Source organism: Geodermatophilus sp. URMC 64 (assembly GCF_053502555.1).
Genome location: NZ_CP199955.1, coordinates 4966685 through 4982806, shown reverse-complemented (window position 1 = coordinate 4982806; position 16122 = coordinate 4966685). Strand labels below are relative to the sequence as shown.

Sequence of the window (16122 nt, the reverse complement as noted above, 5' to 3'; positions counted from 1 at the left end):
CGCGCGGTCGTTGAGGGCATGCATCTGGCGATACGCCCCTGGCGAAAAGCGGTCGGAAACCGTCACCCCGCGGCCCTAGCGTGCACGCCATGACCGACGCGATCGTCGTCGACGGCCTGGTCAAACGTTTCGGCGACACCACAGCACTCGACGGTGTGAGCCTCACCGTCACCGAGGGCAGCGTCCTCGGCCTCCTGGGCCCGAACGGGGCGGGCAAGACCACCGTGGTCCGCATCCTGACCACCCTGCTGACCGCGGACGCGGGGCGCGCGGAGGTGATGGGGCTCGACGTGGTGCGCGACGCCGACCGGGTGCGCGCCGCCATCGGCCTCACCGGCCAGTACGCCGCGGTCGACGAGTACCTCACGGGCCTCGAGAACCTGGAGATGGTCGGCCGGCTCTACCGGCTGCCGAAGCGGGAGGCCCGGAAGCGTGCGGGGGAGCTGCTCGAGCGCTTCGACCTCACCGACGCGGCGAACCGCACGGCGAAGACCTACTCGGGCGGAATGCGCCGGCGGCTGGACATCGCCGCCTCGCTGATCGCCCGTCCCCGGGTGCTCTTCCTCGACGAGCCGACGACCGGCCTCGACCCGCGCAGCCGGCTGTCGATGTGGGAGTTCATCGCCGACCTCGCCGACGGCGGGACGACGATCCTGCTCACCACGCAGTACCTGGAGGAGGCCGACCGGCTCGCCGACCGCATGGTGGTCATCGACCACGGCCGCGTCATCGCGCGGGGCACCGCGGACGAGCTCAAGGCCCAGGTCGGCGGGCAGCGGCTGGAGTTCACCGTGACCAGTGCCGCGATGCTGCCCGGCGTCGCCGAGCGGCTGCGTCCGCTGGGGATCGACGAGCCGCAGATCGACGAGCAGATCCGGCGGCTGACCCTGCCGGTGCGCGGCGGTGCCGAGGTGCTCGCCGAGGCGCTGCGGCTGCTGGAGGGCAGCGACGCCGAGCTGGTCGACGTCGGGCTGCGCCGTCCGGACCTCGACGACGTCTTCCTGACCCTCACCGGGCACGCCGCGGAGGACGCGGCGGTGAACGGCCGACCCGAGCCGGCGCAGGCCGGAGGAGGTGCGCGATGACGTCGCTGGGCGTGGCCGTCTCCGACGGTCTCACCATCACCCGCCGCAACCTGATCAAGGTCAAGCGGGTCCCGGACCTGCTGGTGTTCGCGACGCTGTCGCCGATCATGTTCGTGCTGCTGTTCGTCTACGTGTTCGGCAGCGCGATCCCGCTCCAGGGCATCTCCTATGCCGAGTTCCTGCTGCCCGGGATCCTCGCGCAGACGGTGATCTTCGGGTCGACGATCACCGGCTACAGCCTGGCCGAGGACCTGCAGAAGGGCCTGATCGACCGGTTCCGGTCACTGCCGATGGCCCGCTCCGCCGTGCTGGTCGGCCGCACCGGCGCCGACGTGGGGCTCAACGTCGTGTCGATCGTCGTCATGGTGATCACCGGGCTGATCGTGGGCTGGCGGATCCACTCGTCGGTGGGGGAGGCGGTGCTGGGCTTCCTGCTCCTGCTGCTGTTCGCCTACGCCATGAGCTGGCTCATGGCCACCGTCGGCCTGCTGGTCCGGACGCCGGAGGTGGTGAACAACGCCAGCTTCATCGTGATCTTCCCGCTGACCTTCATCGCCAACACCTTCGTGCCGACCAACAACTTCCCGCCGGTGCTGAAGGCGTTCGCCGACTGGAACCCGGTCTCGGCGGTCGTGCAGGCCACGCGTGAGCTGTTCGGCAACACCGCCCCGGGCCTGGAGGCCTCCGATGCCTGGCCGATGCAGAACCCGGTGCTCTACACGCTGATCTGGATGGCGCTGCTGCTGGCGATCTTCGTGCCGCTGTCGGTGCGGATCTACCAGCGCACCGCGAGCCGCTGAAGCGCCGCCCGGGCCTCGGCGACCACCTCCTCGACGTCGTCGCGGCCCGGCGGCCCGCCCTCGCCGGCACGGTTGCGCAGGGCCGCCTCGACGCCGTCCGGCTCCGGCAGCCGGGCGATCGCCCAGCGGGCGCTCTCGCTCTTGGACCGCCAGCGGCCGTCGGTGGCCCATGCCCAGGAGCGGCAGGCGGACAGCAGCGTCTGCGTCGGGGTCCCGGAGTGCCTCGACCACCAGTCCAGGCCCTGCAGGACGGCGGTCGCCACGAGTTCGCGCGGCAGGTCCGGGAAGACGTCGGCGGCCGGCGGGCCGAGCAGGGGCACCGCGGTGTTCCGCGCGATGTCGACGTCGATGGTGAACCAGAAGCCGGGGTCCTCAGCGGCGTCGTAGGCCACGTGCGCGTCCATCCGCGGGCCGGTGTTGAGGTTGAGCTGGAAGCGGGGGCCGCCCTCGGCGGCGAGGTCGCCGGCCGCGTACAGGACGAACTCCAGACCGCGGGCGGGAACGGGCAGCGACTCGTGCGTCAGACGCGCGGCCAGGTCCTGGCGCTCGGCGAGCGGCAGCGGCCCGCTCGCCACCGCCTGGATGTCGATGTCGCTGCGCCGCGGGTCGAAGTCACCCAGGACGGCGGAGCCGACCAGCCACACGCCGACCAGCCGCGTCCCGAGGGCATCGTGCACCCGGCCGGCGACCGCGTCCGCGTAGTCCCGCACGGCGGCAGTGTTCCGACCCGGTGGGCCGCCCGCACCCGCGGCGGCGCCGAGGCGCAGGATGGGCGCCGATGAGCGCCTCCGACCCCGCCACCGCCGCGCCGGCCCTCTCCGCCGACAACCCGCTGGCCGCACCGTCGTCCCTGCCGTTCCGGCTCCCGCCGTTCGCCGACATCTCCCTCGAGCACTGCCGGGAGGCGTTGCTGGCCGGCATGGCCGAGCAGCGGGCGGAGGTGGCCGCGATCGTCGGTTCCGGCGAGCCGCCGTCCTTCGAGAACACCGTCGTCGCGCTGGAGCGCTCCGGTGAGCTGCTGACCCGGGCCGCGCTGGTCTTCGGCAACCTCGCCTCGTCGCTGTCCACCCCGCGGCTGCGGGAGATCGAGCGGGAGCTGGCCCCGCTGGAGGCGGCGCACAACGACGCCCTGCGGCTGGACCCGGCGCTGTTCGCCCGGATCGACGCGGTGCACGCGCAGCGCCACGAGGCGGGGCTGGACGAGGAGGCGGTGCGGCTGGTCGAGCGCTACCACCTCGACTTCGTCCTCTCCGGCGCGCAGCTGGACGAGGCGGGGCGGGCCCGGCTGACCGAGCTCAACCAGGAGCTGTCCGCGCTGTCGACCACGTTCGGCCAGAACCTGCAGATCGCCACCGAGGCCGCGGCCGTGCGGGTGGAGGACGCCGCCGAGCTCGACGGCCTCGACGACGAGGAGATCGCCGCCGCCGCGGGCGCCGCCGCCGACCGCGGGCAGCAGGGCTACCTGCTGACGCTCCTGCTCCCCACCGGCCAGCCGGTGCTGGCCAAGCTGCGCAACCGCGAGCTGCGCCGCCGGGTCTTCGAGGCTTCCGTGTCGCGGGCGTCGTCCGGCGAGCACGACAACCGGCCGGTCGCCGCGCGGATGGCCCGGCTGCGGGCCGAGCGGGCCCGGCTGCTCGGCTTCGACACCCACGCCGACGTGGTCGTCGCCGACCAGACCGCGAAGACGGTCGAGGCGGTCGACGCCATGCTGACGTCGATGGTCGGGCCGTCGGTCGCCAACGCCGAGAGGGAGGCCGAGGCGCTGGCCGAGGCGGCCGCCCGCGACGGCGTCGAGCTGGCCGCCTGGGACTGGGCGTTCTACAGCGAGCAGGTGCGCGCCGAGCGGTACTCCGTCGACACGGCGGCGCTGCGGCCGTACTTCGAGCTGGACCGGGTGCTCGTCGACGGCGTCTTCGCCGCCGCGGAACGGCTCTACGGCTTCCGGTTCACCCCGCGGCCGGAGCTGGCCGGCTACCACCCCGACGTCCGGGTCTGGGAGGTCACCGACGCCGACGGCGCCGCGGTCGGCCTCTACCTCGGCGACTACTTCGCCCGCGAGGGCAAGCGCGGCGGCGCCTGGATGAGCTCGTTCGTCACGCAGTCGCGGCTGCTGGGCACCCGGCCGGTGGTGCTGAACAACCTGAACATCACCAAGGCCGCGGCCGGTCAGCCCACCCTGCTGACCCTCGACGAGGTGAACACGCTCTTCCACGAGTTCGGCCACGCGCTGCACGGGCTCTCCTCGGCGGTGACCTATCCACGCTTCGCCGGCACCAGCGTGCCGCGCGACTTCGTCGAGTACCCGAGCCAGGTCAACGAGATGTGGGCGCGCTGGCCGGAGGTGCTGGCCCACTACGCCCGGCACGTCGAGACGGGGGAGCCGCTGCCGGCGAGCGTGGTCGAGGCGATCGAGGCGGCGTCCCTGTGGGGCGAGGGCTTCGCGACGCTGGAGTACCTGGCCGCGACGCTGCTCGACCAAGCGTGGCACCGGATCACCCCGGAGACCGAGATCGGCGACCCCGTCGAGTTCGAGCGCGCCGCGCTGGAGAAGGCCGGCGTCGCCTCCGACCTGGTGCCGCCGCGGTACCGGACCGCCTACTTCCAGCACATCTTCGCCGGGGGCTACGCGGCCGGGTACTACAGCTACATCTGGTCGGAGGTGCTCGACGCCGACACCGTCGAGTGGTTCAAGGAGAACGGAGGGCTGCGTCGCGAGAACGGCGACACCTTCCGCGAGCGGCTGCTCTCCCGCGGCGGCTCGGTGGACCCGCTGGCCGCGTTCCGCGCCGTCCGCGGCCGCGACGCCGACCCCGGGCCCCTGCTCCGGAGGCGCGGCCTGGCCCCGGTCGCCTGAGAAAGGACCCCGCTGCCCCCACGCCTCGCAAGCTCGGCGCGGAACCCTGCAGCGGGGCCAGCCTCTCAGAGCCAGGGCAGTTGCAGCACCAGGTCGAGGTCGTCGGGGGCGTCGCCGTCGCGGACGAGCCGGTTGGGCTGGCGGTGGCCGCACGCCGTGCAGCGGTGCACCACCTGCCAGCCCTTGCCCGACTTCTCCACCAGCCCGATCGGCTCCATCAGCGCCCGGCACTCGCTGGCGCGGTCACCGGGCAGCTCGTCGACGTGCCGCGACCACAGGCAGAACGGGCAGTGGTTGCGGTAGTGCCCATCGGTGTTGGCCGGCACGTCCGCGGCGCAGTGCCCGCAGACGAACCCGGTGTTCTCCGCCCGGCGCGAGCGGGCGTGCCCGGCCATGCCGGTCACCCGCCTCCCCGTCAGGGGACGAACGGCTCGACGGCGACGACGTCGACGGTGATGTCCCGGCCGTTCGGCGCCTGGTAGGTCACCGTGGCTCCGGGCTTGGCGCCCAGGATGGCCGAGCCGAGCGCCGACTCGGGGGAGTAGACGGTCAGCCGCGTCGTCCCGGCGATCTCGCGCGAGCCGAGCAGGAACTTCTCGGTCTCGTCGTCGCCCTGGAAGCGGATGGTGATGACGGTGCCGGTCACGGCCTTGTCGGCCGTGGTGGGCGCGTTCCCGACCTTCGCCTTGCGCAGCAGGTCGGTGAGCTGGCGGATGCGCGCTTCCTGCTTGCCCTGCTCGTCCTTGGCGGCGTGGTACCCGCCGTTCTCCCGGAGATCGCCCTCCTCGCGGCGGGCGTTGATCTCCGCGGCCATGGCCGGGCGGGCGGCCACCAACTCGTCGAGCTCGGCCTTCAGCCGGTCGTGGGCCTCCTGCGTCAGCCAGACGCCCTGGTCCTGCTCGTCAGTGGTGGACACGTGGGGGTACTCCTGAAAGTCGGGAAGCCGCCCCCCGAAGGGAACGGCCTCGAATTCGATCCGGGCCAAGCTAACACCGTCATCCGCTCGGATGCACGGCCCTGAGCCGACCCGGGGAATGCGGAACCGTACCGGACCGACCCGTGACGAGCACCACCTTTCACCCTGGTGGAGCACCCGAACAGGGGGTTTGTGCGCCGCCGGCCGCCGGGCTCCCCGCGGGGTCCGCCGCCCCGTCGCACCGGCGGGGGACAATGCCCGGGTGACCTCGCCCGACCAGTTGCGCCTGCTCGCCGTGCACGCCCATCCCGACGACGAGTCGAGCAAGGGCGCCGCCACCATGGCCAAGTACGTGGCCGAGGGCGCGCGCGTCCTGGTGGCGACCTGCACCGGCGGCGAGCGCGGCTCGGTCCTCAACCCGGCCATGGACCGACCCGAGGTCTGGGAGCGGCTGCCCCAGATCCGGGTCGAGGAGATGGCGCGGGCCCGCGAGATCCTCGGCATCGAGCAGGAGTTCCTCGGCTTCGTCGACTCCGGCCTGCCCGAGGGCGACCCGCTGCCGCCGCTGCCGGAGGGCTGCTTCGCCCTGGTACCGCTCGAGGAGGCGGCCGCGCCACTGGTCGCCCTGATCCGCCGGTTCAAGCCGCAGGTGATCACGACCTACGACGAGCGCGGCGGCTATCCGCACCCCGACCACATCAAGACCCACGAGATCTCGGTGCACGCCTTCGAGGCCGCGGGCGACCCGGACCGCTACCCCGAGCTGGGCGAGCCCTGGCAGCCGAGCAAGCTCTACTACCACATGAGCTTCACCCTCGACCGCACGCGGGCGCTGCACGAGGCGATCCTGGCCAGCGGCGCGGAGTCGCCGTACGAGGAGTGGCTGGCGAACTGGGACCCGGCGCGCGACGTGTCCCACCGGGTGACCACCCGCGTGCCGTGCGCCGAGTACTTCCCGGTGCGCGACGAGGCGCTCATCGCGCACGCCACCCAGATCGACCCGACCGGCCGCTGGTTCGCCTGTCCGATGGAGGTCCAGCAGCAGGTCTGGCCCACCGAGGACTACGAGCTGGCCCGGTCCCTGGTGGACGTCCCGGCGCCGGAGGACGATCTGTTCGCCGGGATCCGCAGCGAGGTGGGAGTGCGATGAACCTGGTCATCGTCGCCGCCGACGAGCAACTGCCCGAGGACGTCGGCAAGGCCGGTCCGCTGGGCCTGCTGCTCATCGTGCTGCTGCTGATCGCGGTGGTCTTCCTCGTGAAGTCGATGAGCCGGCACCTCAAGCGGGTGCCGGCCAGCTTCGACCCGCCGGAGGTCGTCGTCCCGGACGACGCCGCGGAGCTGTTCGAGGAGCGGCCCGAGCCGGGCCAGGACCTGCTCGACACGCTGCGCCGGGCGCCGAGGGCGATCGAGCCGCCGCCGGAGGACCGGCCGGCCGACCCCGACGCGCGGGGCTGACCGGCCGGCCGGGGATCACAGCGACCGCTGGTAGGCGCCGAACGCCCGCGTCGCCAGCCAGGCCATCACCGCCGCGAGCACGGTGAGCAGGCCCAGCCGCGACCAGACCGCCGCCCAGTCGGTGTTCGCCGAGAGCGCCTCCCGGGCGGCGACCGCAGCCCAGTCCACCGGGTTGTAGCGGGCGACGTCGGCGACCCAGTCGGGGGAGAACCGGGTGTCCATGATCGCCGAGGACAGGAACTGCAGCGGCAGCACGATGAACTGGCTGATCCCGATCAGCGCCTCCTGCTGCCGGAGCAGCAGCGCGAGAGCGTTCGACAGCGACGCCACGATCAGCGAGATCAGCACCGCGGCCACCACCGTGACGGCGCCGCCGGCCACCCCGCCGGGGAACCGGGCACCGGCCAGCAGCGCGATGCCGAGGATCACCAGCGTCTGCAGCACCGTCGTGAGCCCCTGGTAGGCCAGGGTGCCGATCATCATCGCGCCGCGGCGCACCGGTGAGGCCAGCAGCCGGTCCATCACGCCGCGCTGCATGTCCTCGATGTAGACGGTGCCCGCCCACCCGGAGGAGAACAGCGCGGTCATGATGACCACGCCCGGGGTGATGAACTCCAGGTAGGAGCCGTGCGCGGCGGCGAATCCCGGGATCTCCGCGACCGGCCGGAACAGCTGGCCGAACAACAGCAGCCAGATGATCGGCTGCACCAGGGTGGCGGCGGCGAACGCCGGCTGCCGCCACAGCGCCTTCGTCGACCGCGCCGTGAGGAGCCCGGCGTGCAGCAGCAGCGACGACCGCGGCACCCGCGGGGTGCGGACGGCGTCCGCGACCAGGGCGTTCATGCCGCGGCCTCGAAGCTGCGGCCGACGTGACGCAGATACACGTCGTCCAGCGACGGGCGAGCAACGGTCACCGAGACGACCGCCACGCCCGCGGTGTCCAGGGCGGCGAGCACCGGCGGTACCGCGCCCGCCCCGCCGTCGGCCCGGGCGCGCAGCGTCGTCCCGTCGGCGGTGACGTCGGCCAGCCCGCGGATCCCGGCCAGCGCGGCCAGACCCACCGGGACGTCGTGCTCGGCGAGCTCCACGACCACGGTGTCGCCGTGCAGTTCGCGCTTGAGCGCCTCCGGCGTCCCCTCGATGACCACCCGGCCGGCGTCGACGATCGCCAGCCGCGCGGCCAGCCGGTCGGCCTCGTCCAGGTAGTGCGTGGTGAGCAGGACGGTGACGTCCTCCTCGGCCGCGAGGCGCCCGATCTCGCCCCACATCTCGGCGCGGGCCTCGGGGTCCAGGCCGGTGGTGGGCTCGTCGAGGAACAGCACGCGCGGCGCGTGCACGATGCCGAGTGCGACGTCGAGCTTGCGGGCCATGCCGCCGGAGTACGTCTTGACCAGCCGGCCGGCGGCGTCGGCGAGGCCGAACCGGTCGAGCAGCCGGTCGGCGCGGGCGGTCGCCTCGACCGCCGAGCTGCCCTGGATCCGGGCGGCGAGGACGAGGTTCTCCCGGCCGGTGGCCATGGGGTCGCCGGAGGGCTTCTGCGAGACCAGGCCGATGGCCCGGCGGACGGCGTCCGGCGCCCGCAGGACGTCGATCCCGGCGACGGCGGCCGTGCCGGAGTCCGGCCGCGACAGCGTGGTGAGGATGCGCACCGTCGTCGACTTGCCGGCGCCGTTCGGGCCCAGCAGGGCGAAGACGGAGCCGGGCGCGACCTCGAAGGACAGGCCGTCGAGGGCCCGCACCGGTGGCGCGCCGCGGCCGCCGCGGTAGGTCTTGACCAGGTCGGCGGCCGAGAGGGCAGCCGAGGGGGACAGGGACATGTCGTGCTCCCGAGGGGGATGGGGAGCAGGACCGGCGCGCCTATCGTGGTGAGTGCGCCTCGGACGGGCCGCGTGCGGTCCCGCTCGGGTGTTCGGGCCCCTGTCCGGTGTTGCCGCACCGGGCAGGGGTTCTGTCGCTAGGGGCGGTCCTGTGCCGCCGGGTCGATCGCGAGCGGACGTGCCTCCTCTCCCAGGTGAGCGACCGGGTCGCGGAGGATCTCCTCGAAGGAGAGGCCCTCGGCCCGCAGCTCGTGCAGCCGGCGCCAGACGGCGGTGCCCCCGAAGGCGCCGGAGCGGATGTCCTCGGCCAGCCGGGCGACGAAGTCCAGCTCGGCGGCGAGCATGGCGCGGCGGAACGAGCTCTCCACCGAGAAGAGCTCCGGCAGCTTGCGCTCGGCGGCGAAGGCGAACATGGCGTCCAGCGCGCCGATCTCCATCTGCAGCTTGTCCGCGCGCTCGGTGAGCAGCCGGGCCACCTCGTCGGGCGGCAGGCCGGGCATCAGCGACAGGCCGGCCTCGAGCGAGGTGTAGTCGCGCACCGGCGTGCTGAGCAACTCGGCCAGCCAGTCCTCGAACTCGTCCTGGCCGGCGGCGGTGATCTCGTAGACCGTGCGCTCGGGTCGCCGTCCCTCGCGGGTGGTCTCCCGGGCGGCGATCAGACCGTGCTTCTGCAGCGACTCCACCACCGAGTACAGCGAGCCGTAGTTGAGCCTGATGCTCTGTTCCTTGCCGCGCGTGCGCAGCGTCGTGGAGATCTCGTAGGGGTGCATCGGGCGCTCGGCCAGGCAGCCCAGGACGGCGAGGGCGAGCGGGTTGGACACCCGGCGTCGGGTCATGACACCTCCGAATACTCTGCATCGAGTATTCGTGTGTGTGACCGCCCGCGTCAAGCCCCGGAACGGCCGGCGGCCGGCCACCCGCGAGGGGTGACCGGCCGCCGGGGAGCGGGCCTACCAGGCGTGCGCGACGTCGATGACCAGGCGGGGGCCGGCGTCGGACTGCGGCACTCCGGGGAGGACGAACACGCGGAACGGCAGCCGGGCCCGGACGCCGAGGCCGAAGTCGGTCCGGCCCTCGAAGGAGCCGGCCCAGGCGACCTGCCGGAAGGTGCGGAACCCACCGACCGGCACCACCTCACGGCGGTTGGCCGGGGCGAAGGTGGCGTTGCCGTCGCCGTCGTAGGACGGCGCGCCCACGGTCACCTGCAGGAAGGCGCCGCCGCGCAGCGGGACGACGGCGCCGGAGCCGTCGGCGGTGACGGCGCGGACGTAGCGGACGTCGTACGAACTGAACCTGGTGTCCTCGCCGAGCAGGTCGATGACCAGGCGGTCGTAGCAGGTGTGCCGGCCCGCTCGGACCCCGTGCACCATGTCGGCGTCGGTGAAGCTGCCGGTGGTCTTGGCGAGCGAGCCCCAGGTGATGCCGCAGTAGGGGGCGGCGGCCTGGGCGGGGGCGACGACGGCGAGCCCGGCGAGGGTCGCCAGCGCCACGACGAGGAGCCGGAGGCGGGTGCGGATCGATGTCACGGTGTGCTCCAGAGGGCGGAGGAGAGGAGCGGATCGGCGCGACGGGAGCGCCGGGGAGCGTCCCCGGGGCCGACCCCGGGGACGCCGTCGGGGTGCGTCACCAGTGGTGCGCCACGTCGAGGACGACGCGCGTTCCGTTCGCCGTGCCGGGGATGCCCGTGAGCGCGACCACGCGGAAGGGCAGGCGGGCGCGCACGCCCAGCGCGATGGTCGTCACGCCCTCGAACGAGCCGGTGAGGGCGACCTGGCGGAAGGTGCGGAAGCCCGCGACGTTCACCAGGTGCCGGTCGTCGGCCGGCGCGTAGGTCAGCGTGCCGTTGGGCGTGTGCGTCGGTGCGCGCAGGGAGATCTGCAGGAACGCGCCGCCGCGCAGCGGCACGGGCAGCCCCGAGGGGTCGGCGAGCACCTCGTCGACGTAGCCCGCGTGCCAGGTCCCGTAGCTGCGGGTGCCGTGGATGTCGATGACGAGGCGGTCGTAGCAGGCGTGCCGGCCCGCGCGGACGTCGTCGACGTAGCCGCCGGCACCGGCGGAACGGCTCTTGTCGAGCGATCCCCACGTGATGCCGCAGTACGGGTTGGTGGCCGCCTGGGCGGGGACGGTGAGGGCGAGCGCGGCGAGCACGCTCGTCAGGACGAGAACGAGAAGGCGGAGAGGGGTTCTCATGGCGGACCTCCTTTGGTTGGCGCCGCCGTCAGAATCCGCCGACACGCCCCACCTGGGTATAGGCAGGTTGTTACGTAGATCACGAACTGCTGGGCATTTCCTTGGCATCTCCTGATAGGTAATGCGGCGTGGCTGCTTGCCTTCCTGCCTGTCGTGCGCTAAAGCGAGCGGCTCCTCACCACGGGTGACGGTCGGCTCCACGGCGCGCGCGCTGCCCCGCCGGTGCACGAAGATCCGCAGCGTGGACCAGCGAGGGCGCGGCGATCCGGAGAAGCGTGTACCGCCGCCCGGCTTCGGCCGGGCGGGTACGCGGGCGCTCGAGGTCGCCGAGAACGTCGTCTACGCGGGTATCGCCGTCCTGCTGCTCGTGGGGGCGCTGGCCCTCCTGGTGCTGGCGGCGCGGACGACGCTGGGGGTCCTGTCGGACTTCTCGCAGGCCCCGCTGCTCGAGGCGCTCGACATCCTGCTGCTGGTCTTCATCTTCGTCGAGCTGCTCTTCGCCGTCCGCGCCACGGTGGAGCGGCGGGAACTGGTCGCCGAGCCCTTCCTGATCGTCGGCATCATCGCCTCGATCAAGGAGATCGTCGTCCTCTCGGTCGAGGCGGCCGGCGTCGTCGGGCGCGGCGACGAGTTCACCCAGCGGCTCGCGGAGATCGGCGTCCTCGGTGTCCTGGTGCTCCTGCTCGGGTTGACGTCCTGGCTGCTGCGCCGCAAGGAGCGCGAGCCCGAGGAGGCCTGACCAGGCGGGCGTCTGGGATCGCGCCGCGTCCCTCAGCGCCGGAGGGGCACGCGGTCGGCGTTGTCGAGGACGGCGTCGGGCCTGGCCGTGCCGCCCGCGAAGGCGACGTCGAATCCGGCGTCGCCGAGCACAGTGCGGGCGCCGTGGCCGGCGCGTTCGGCGTCGGCGCGCTCCAGCCGGGACGCCGGCCGGTGCCGGCGCTGCCGCCAGGACGCGGCTGCACCGAGCAGACGGGCCGCGGTTGCGGCGTCGCCGCGGGCGGCGGCGACGCAGGCCAGGCCCTCCAGGGCGGCGGCATGGCCGGGCGCGGTCTGCCACGCGCGGCGGTGGAAGAACTCGGCGCTGTCGAGATCGCCGTCGGCCTCGGCGAGGTGGCCGAGGCCGACGAGGGCGGCGGCGGTCCACTCCGGCTCGGTCAGCCCGGCCAGCAGCTCCTGCGCACGGGTGAAGTGCTGCCGTGCGGCGGTGACGTCGCCGCGGTCGCGGGCGAGCAGCCCCTCGCCGACCGCGGCCCGGGGATTGCCGTCGGCGCCGAGCCGGCGGGCGACCTCGTGCGACTCGGCGAACAGCTGCTCGGCGCGGTCGGCGTCGCCGAGGAGCAGGGTGACGTGGCCGGCGCCGGCGAGGGCGTACTGGACGGTGTTGGCCGGGCCGACGTCGCGGACGCTGGCCAGCGCTCCCTCGTACATGGCCAGCGCCTCCTCCCACCGTCCGGCGCGGTGCAGAGCCATGCCGAGGTGGAACTGGATGGCCGACACACCCCACTGATCACCCAGCGCGCGGAACGCCGCCAGCGCGCGGTGACCGTCGGCAGTAGCCGCGTCCAGGTCGCCGGTGCCGGCGTGCAGCTCCAGCCGGACGAAGTCGGCCAGCGCCGCGCACCACGCGTCGCCGTTCCGGGTGAACTCCCGGTCGGCCTCGGCAAGGACGGCGAAGGCCGCGTTCGTCTCCGGGCCGCCGATGGCCTCGACCGCGGCCAGCGTGTCCGACAGGGCGGCGCGGAGCGCGTCGCCCAGCTCGGCGAACAGCGCGCGGCTCTGCGCCGCCGCGGCGGCGCACTCGGGGTTGGGGTGCACGATGCAGGCCCCGGGCCGGGCGGCGACGGCCAGTGCCTGCAGCGCCCGCGCCCGCGCCGCTGGGGAACCGCCGGGTGCGGCGGCGAGCATCGCCGCGACCTGCCGGCCGCCGTCGGGGAGGGTGGCGAAGTACCAGTACCAGCCGAGGGAGCCGACCAGCCGCAGCCCGGCGTCCGGCTCGGTGTCCGCATGCGCGGTGCACCAGGCCAGCGCGGCGTCGATGTCGTCGCGCTCGAGCGCCAGCCGTGGCAGCCAGCGGGCCTGCCCGTCGCCGCGGAGCTCCACCTCGGCCCGCTCGGCCAGCACGGTGAGGTGGCCGGCGTGCGCCCGGGAGATCGCGTCGCCCTCGCCGGCTTCCACCAGCCGCTCGGCGGCGTACTCCCGGATGGTCTCCAACAGGTGGTAGCGCGGTCCGGCGCCCCGGTCGGGCCCGGTGCGCTCGACCACGACCAACGACCGGTCGACCAGCCGGCCGAGCAGGTCGAGCACGGCGGTCGGGGTGAGGGGGTCGCCGGCGACGACGGCCTGCAGCGCGTCCAGCGTCCAGCTGCCGCGGAACACCGACAGCCGCCGCAAGAGCACCCGTTCCGGGTCGGAGAGCAGCTGGTAGCTCCAGTCGACGGTGGCCCGCAGCGTGCGCTGCCGGGCCTCGGCGGTGCGGGGGCCGGTGGTCAACAGCGCGAAGCGGTCGCCCATCCGCCGGGCGAGCTCGCCGACCGGCAGCGCCGCCACGCGCGCGGCGGCCAGCTCCAGGGCCAGCGGGATGCCGTCGAGGTGCCGGCAGATCTCGGCAACCGCCACCGCGTTGTCCTCGCCGAGGGCGAAATCCGGCAGCGCGGCGCGGACCCGGTCGACGAACAGCTGCACCGCAGCGCTGCCCACGACGTCGGCAACGCCCTGCTCGCCGCCGGGCACCGGCAGCGGGTCCACCGCGTACTGCACCTCACCGCGGGCGGCCAGCGGCTCGCGGCTGGTGGCCAGCAGCCGCACAGCAGGGCACGACTCCAGCAGCCGCTCGGCGAGCAACGCGCAGGCGTCGGCGAGGTGCTCGCAGTTGTCCAGCAGCAGGAGCACCGAACGGTCCCGGAGGTGACCGAGCAGCTGGTCCTCCGCGGTGGCGGTCGCGACGTCGCGGATGCCCAGCGCGGCGAGCGCGGCCGACGGCACCTGCCCCGGGTCGGTCACGCCGGCCAGCCGGACGAACGCGACGCCGTCGCCGAAGCGCTCGGCGGCGGCGCGCGCGGCCTCCAGCGCGAGGCTGGTCTTGCCGACCCCACCGGGACCGGTGACGGTGACCAGCCGCGCGGTCTGCAGCAGTTCGCCCACCCGCCGGAGGTCGCTCTCGCGGCCCAGGAACGACGTGAGCCGCGCCGGCAGCCGGTGCCGGAGCGTGGGGGCGGGTGCCTTCGGGGCCTGGGTGCTGGCGCCCCGCTCCGGGGCGGCCAGGTCCGGCCGCTGCTGCAGGATCGCCTCCTGCAGGCCGCGCAGCTCCGCTCCGGGGGCCAGGCCGAGCTCGGCGTCGAGCACGGCGCGGGCCCGCTGGTAGGCCGCGAGGGCGTCGGCCTGCCGGCCGGTGCGGTAGAGGGCGAGCATGAGGCGGCCGTGCAGTCGCTCGCGCAGCGGATGGGCACGGGTGAGCTCCTCCAGCTCACCCAGCACCTCGGCGTGCCGCCCGGCGGCCAGCTCCAGGTCGACCAGTTCCTCCCGGGCTGCCAGCTGCAGCTCGGCCAGCCGGGCGGCCTCCGGCCCCGCCCACGCCGAGCCGGCGAACTCGGCCAGCGCCGGCCCTCGCCAGGCCGCCAGCGCCTCCCGGTAGAGCCGCGCGGCCGCGACCGGATCGGCGCCGTCGGCGGCGCGGGCTGCCGCCACCTGGTCGGTGAAGCGCAGCGCATCGACGCGATCACGAGGAATGTCGAGCAGGTAGCCGGGCGGACGAGTCACCACCGGTTCGCCCGGCGCACCGGCGGCGGCCAGCGCCCGGCGCAGTTTCGACACCCGCACCTGCAGCGCATTGCCCGGGTTCACCGGCAGCGCCTCACCCCACAGGCCGTCCACCAGGGCCGGAACGGCGACCACCCGCCCGGCCGAGAGCGCCAGCAGCGCCAGCAGCTCCCGCTCGCCACCCCCGGGCAGTGACCGAACCAGCCCGTCGACGACCACCTCGACCGGCCCGAGGACGCGGATGTCCATGCGGCGCCCCTCCCGGAACGGGTCCGTCTGGCCGAGTCGCCCAGTCTCGACCTCGCAGCAAGCCCGCACAACGCGTTCACGGTCGGCCGCCGGACGTGCGGTCAGCGCCCGGACAGCGTTCGGACAGCGCCCCCCGTCACGGTGGAACCACCCACCGAGGGAGACGCCATGATCACCGTCCACGTGCCGGCCATGACCGCACGGCAGGACGTACGGGCGATCAGCGCCTGCATCAGCGACGTCCCCGGGGTGCAGACCCTCCGAGCCGATCTGGCCACCGGCACCGTGCAGGTGACCGGCTCCGCCGATCCCGCCGCGATCACCGCGGCCGTCACTGGCGCCGGCTACACCGCGGCCGGCTACACCGTCGCCCCGGCCACCGACGGCTCCCCGCCTACCGGCACCACCCGAACCGGGCCATCCGGTGTGCGAACCCGGCGACATCACCGGTCCGAGGACGTCGGATCCACACCGACCCTCGACCACGGACCCGATACCCACCCCCGCCGCAGCCGGAGGTCCTCATGACCAGCACCACCGCCGTCCGACCCCGCTCCGTGCGCCGCAGCCTGCGCACACCGGTGGCCTGGGGCGTCGTCATCGGCGTTCTCCAGGCCGCCTCCCCGTTGGCCTTCTTCTGGCTGGACTCCGCGACGGTCTACGCCCTCGGGCTCGCCTTGATCGCCGCGATCTACATCGGCTTCGCCGTCGCCGACGGGCGCCGGCACGTCCTGGCCGTCGAGACGGCCGTCGCGTCGGCCTTCGTGGTCGTCGCCGCGGCCGCGGTGACCGGAACGGCCTGGTTGATCGTCGCCGGCCTGGTCGGCCACGGCGTCAAGGACATGTGGCAGCACCGCACCGGCTTCGTCGCCGGCACCCGCTGGTGGCCGCCGTTCTGCGCCACGGTCGACTTCGTCGCCGCCGGACTGATCGCCGTCGCGATCACGGCCGGCGTCCCCGTCCTCTCCTGAGCAGACCTGGCGGAATCACCGGGTCG

17 protein-coding genes are annotated in these 16122 nt (G+C 74.0%); 8 read left to right on the top strand and 9 right to left on the bottom strand.

What is annotated here, in order from left to right:
- Positions 1–89: 89 nt before the first annotated feature.
- Entirely contained in the window at positions 90–1085 is a 996-nt protein-coding gene (locus ACWIYF_RS24430) for an ATP-binding cassette domain-containing protein (protein WP_448625415.1), read from the top strand.
- On the top strand, positions 1082–1885 hold the full coding sequence (locus ACWIYF_RS24425) for an ABC transporter permease (RefSeq protein ID WP_448625414.1): 804 nt from the start codon (positions 1082–1084) through the stop codon (positions 1883–1885). Before ACWIYF_RS24430 ends, ACWIYF_RS24425 begins: the two co-directional genes overlap by 4 nt.
- Here ACWIYF_RS24425 and ACWIYF_RS24420 read toward each other — a convergent pair.
- Positions 1861–2595: an aminoglycoside adenylyltransferase domain-containing protein gene (locus tag ACWIYF_RS24420; protein ID WP_448625413.1), complete on the bottom strand. Its 735-nt coding sequence runs from the start codon at positions 2593–2595 to the stop codon at positions 1861–1863. The two genes, ACWIYF_RS24425 and ACWIYF_RS24420, sit on opposite strands and share 25 nt — an antisense overlap.
- A 68-nt stretch (positions 2596–2663) precedes the next feature.
- Here ACWIYF_RS24420 and ACWIYF_RS24415 point away from each other — a divergent pair, with 68 nt between their 5' ends.
- Positions 2664–4739: a M3 family metallopeptidase gene (locus ACWIYF_RS24415; RefSeq protein ID WP_448625412.1), complete on the top strand. Its 2076-nt coding sequence runs from the start codon at positions 2664–2666 to the stop codon at positions 4737–4739.
- Between the two features lie 65 nt (positions 4740–4804).
- On the opposite strand, the gene ACWIYF_RS24410 is transcribed toward ACWIYF_RS24415, so the two are convergent.
- Positions 4805–5134: an RNHCP domain-containing protein gene (locus ACWIYF_RS24410; protein WP_448628797.1), complete on the bottom strand. Its 330-nt coding sequence runs from the start codon at positions 5132–5134 to the stop codon at positions 4805–4807.
- A gap of 20 nt (positions 5135–5154) precedes the next feature.
- Complete coding sequence (gene greA / locus ACWIYF_RS24405; RefSeq protein ID WP_448625411.1) at positions 5155–5655, bottom strand: transcription elongation factor GreA; 501 nt, start codon at positions 5653–5655, stop codon at positions 5155–5157.
- Positions 5656–5917: 262 nt separating this feature from the next.
- Between greA and mca the strand changes: the two genes are divergently transcribed.
- Together mca and ACWIYF_RS24395 are read left to right on the top strand one after the other, a co-directional pair.
- Complete coding sequence (gene mca, locus ACWIYF_RS24400) at positions 5918–6805, top strand: mycothiol conjugate amidase Mca (protein WP_448625410.1); 888 nt, start codon at positions 5918–5920, stop codon at positions 6803–6805.
- The gene (locus tag ACWIYF_RS24395) at positions 6802–7113 is read left to right on the top strand and encodes a hypothetical protein (protein ID WP_448625409.1); all 312 of its coding nucleotides are present in this window, start codon (positions 6802–6804) and stop codon (positions 7111–7113) included. The genes mca and ACWIYF_RS24395 overlap by 4 nt, the downstream gene beginning before the upstream one ends.
- Positions 7114–7128: 15 nt before the next feature.
- Here the strand turns inward: ACWIYF_RS24395 and ACWIYF_RS24390 are convergent, their stop codons facing one another.
- The 5 genes from ACWIYF_RS24390 to ACWIYF_RS24370 all read right to left on the bottom strand — a co-directional run bounded on the left by ACWIYF_RS24390 (position 7129) and on the right by ACWIYF_RS24370 (position 11120).
- Complete coding sequence (locus ACWIYF_RS24390) at positions 7129–7956, bottom strand: ABC transporter permease (RefSeq protein WP_448625408.1); 828 nt, start codon at positions 7954–7956, stop codon at positions 7129–7131.
- A complete protein-coding gene (locus ACWIYF_RS24385; RefSeq protein ID WP_448625407.1) occupies positions 7953–8930 on the bottom strand; it encodes an ATP-binding cassette domain-containing protein in 978 nt (325 codons plus the stop codon). Before ACWIYF_RS24385 ends, ACWIYF_RS24390 begins: the two co-directional genes overlap by 4 nt.
- 137 nt (positions 8931–9067) lie before the next feature.
- Entirely contained in the window at positions 9068–9766 is a 699-nt protein-coding gene (locus tag ACWIYF_RS24380) for a PadR family transcriptional regulator (protein WP_448625406.1), read from the bottom strand.
- 114 nt (positions 9767–9880) lie between these two features.
- Positions 9881–10456: an AMIN-like domain-containing (lipo)protein gene (locus ACWIYF_RS24375; RefSeq protein ID WP_448625405.1), complete on the bottom strand. Its 576-nt coding sequence runs from the start codon at positions 10454–10456 to the stop codon at positions 9881–9883.
- Positions 10457–10553: 97 nt separating this feature from the next.
- Complete coding sequence (locus ACWIYF_RS24370) at positions 10554–11120, bottom strand: AMIN-like domain-containing (lipo)protein (protein ID WP_448625404.1); 567 nt, start codon at positions 11118–11120, stop codon at positions 10554–10556.
- A 241-nt stretch (positions 11121–11361) separates the two neighbouring features.
- Between ACWIYF_RS24370 and ACWIYF_RS24365 the strand changes: the two genes are divergently transcribed.
- Complete coding sequence (locus ACWIYF_RS24365) at positions 11362–11859, top strand: phosphate-starvation-inducible PsiE family protein (protein ID WP_448625403.1); 498 nt, start codon at positions 11362–11364, stop codon at positions 11857–11859.
- Positions 11860–11891: 32 nt separating this feature from the next.
- On the opposite strand, the gene ACWIYF_RS24360 is transcribed toward ACWIYF_RS24365, so the two are convergent.
- Positions 11892–15125 carry an ATP-binding protein gene (locus ACWIYF_RS24360; RefSeq protein WP_448625402.1) on the bottom strand — a complete coding sequence of 1078 codons (3234 nt, stop codon included), beginning with the start codon at positions 15123–15125 and terminating at the stop codon, positions 11892–11894.
- Positions 15126–15293: 168 nt separating this feature from the next.
- On the opposite strand from ACWIYF_RS24360, the gene ACWIYF_RS24355 reads away from it, so the two are divergent.
- Both ACWIYF_RS24355 and ACWIYF_RS24350 read left to right on the top strand, forming a co-directional pair.
- On the top strand, positions 15294–15653 hold the full coding sequence (locus tag ACWIYF_RS24355) for a heavy-metal-associated domain-containing protein (RefSeq protein ID WP_448625401.1): 360 nt from the start codon (positions 15294–15296) through the stop codon (positions 15651–15653).
- Entirely contained in the window at positions 15650–16096 is a 447-nt protein-coding gene (locus ACWIYF_RS24350; RefSeq protein WP_448625400.1) for a hypothetical protein, read from the top strand. The genes ACWIYF_RS24355 and ACWIYF_RS24350 overlap by 4 nt, the downstream gene beginning before the upstream one ends.
- Positions 16097–16122 lie beyond the last annotated feature (26 nt).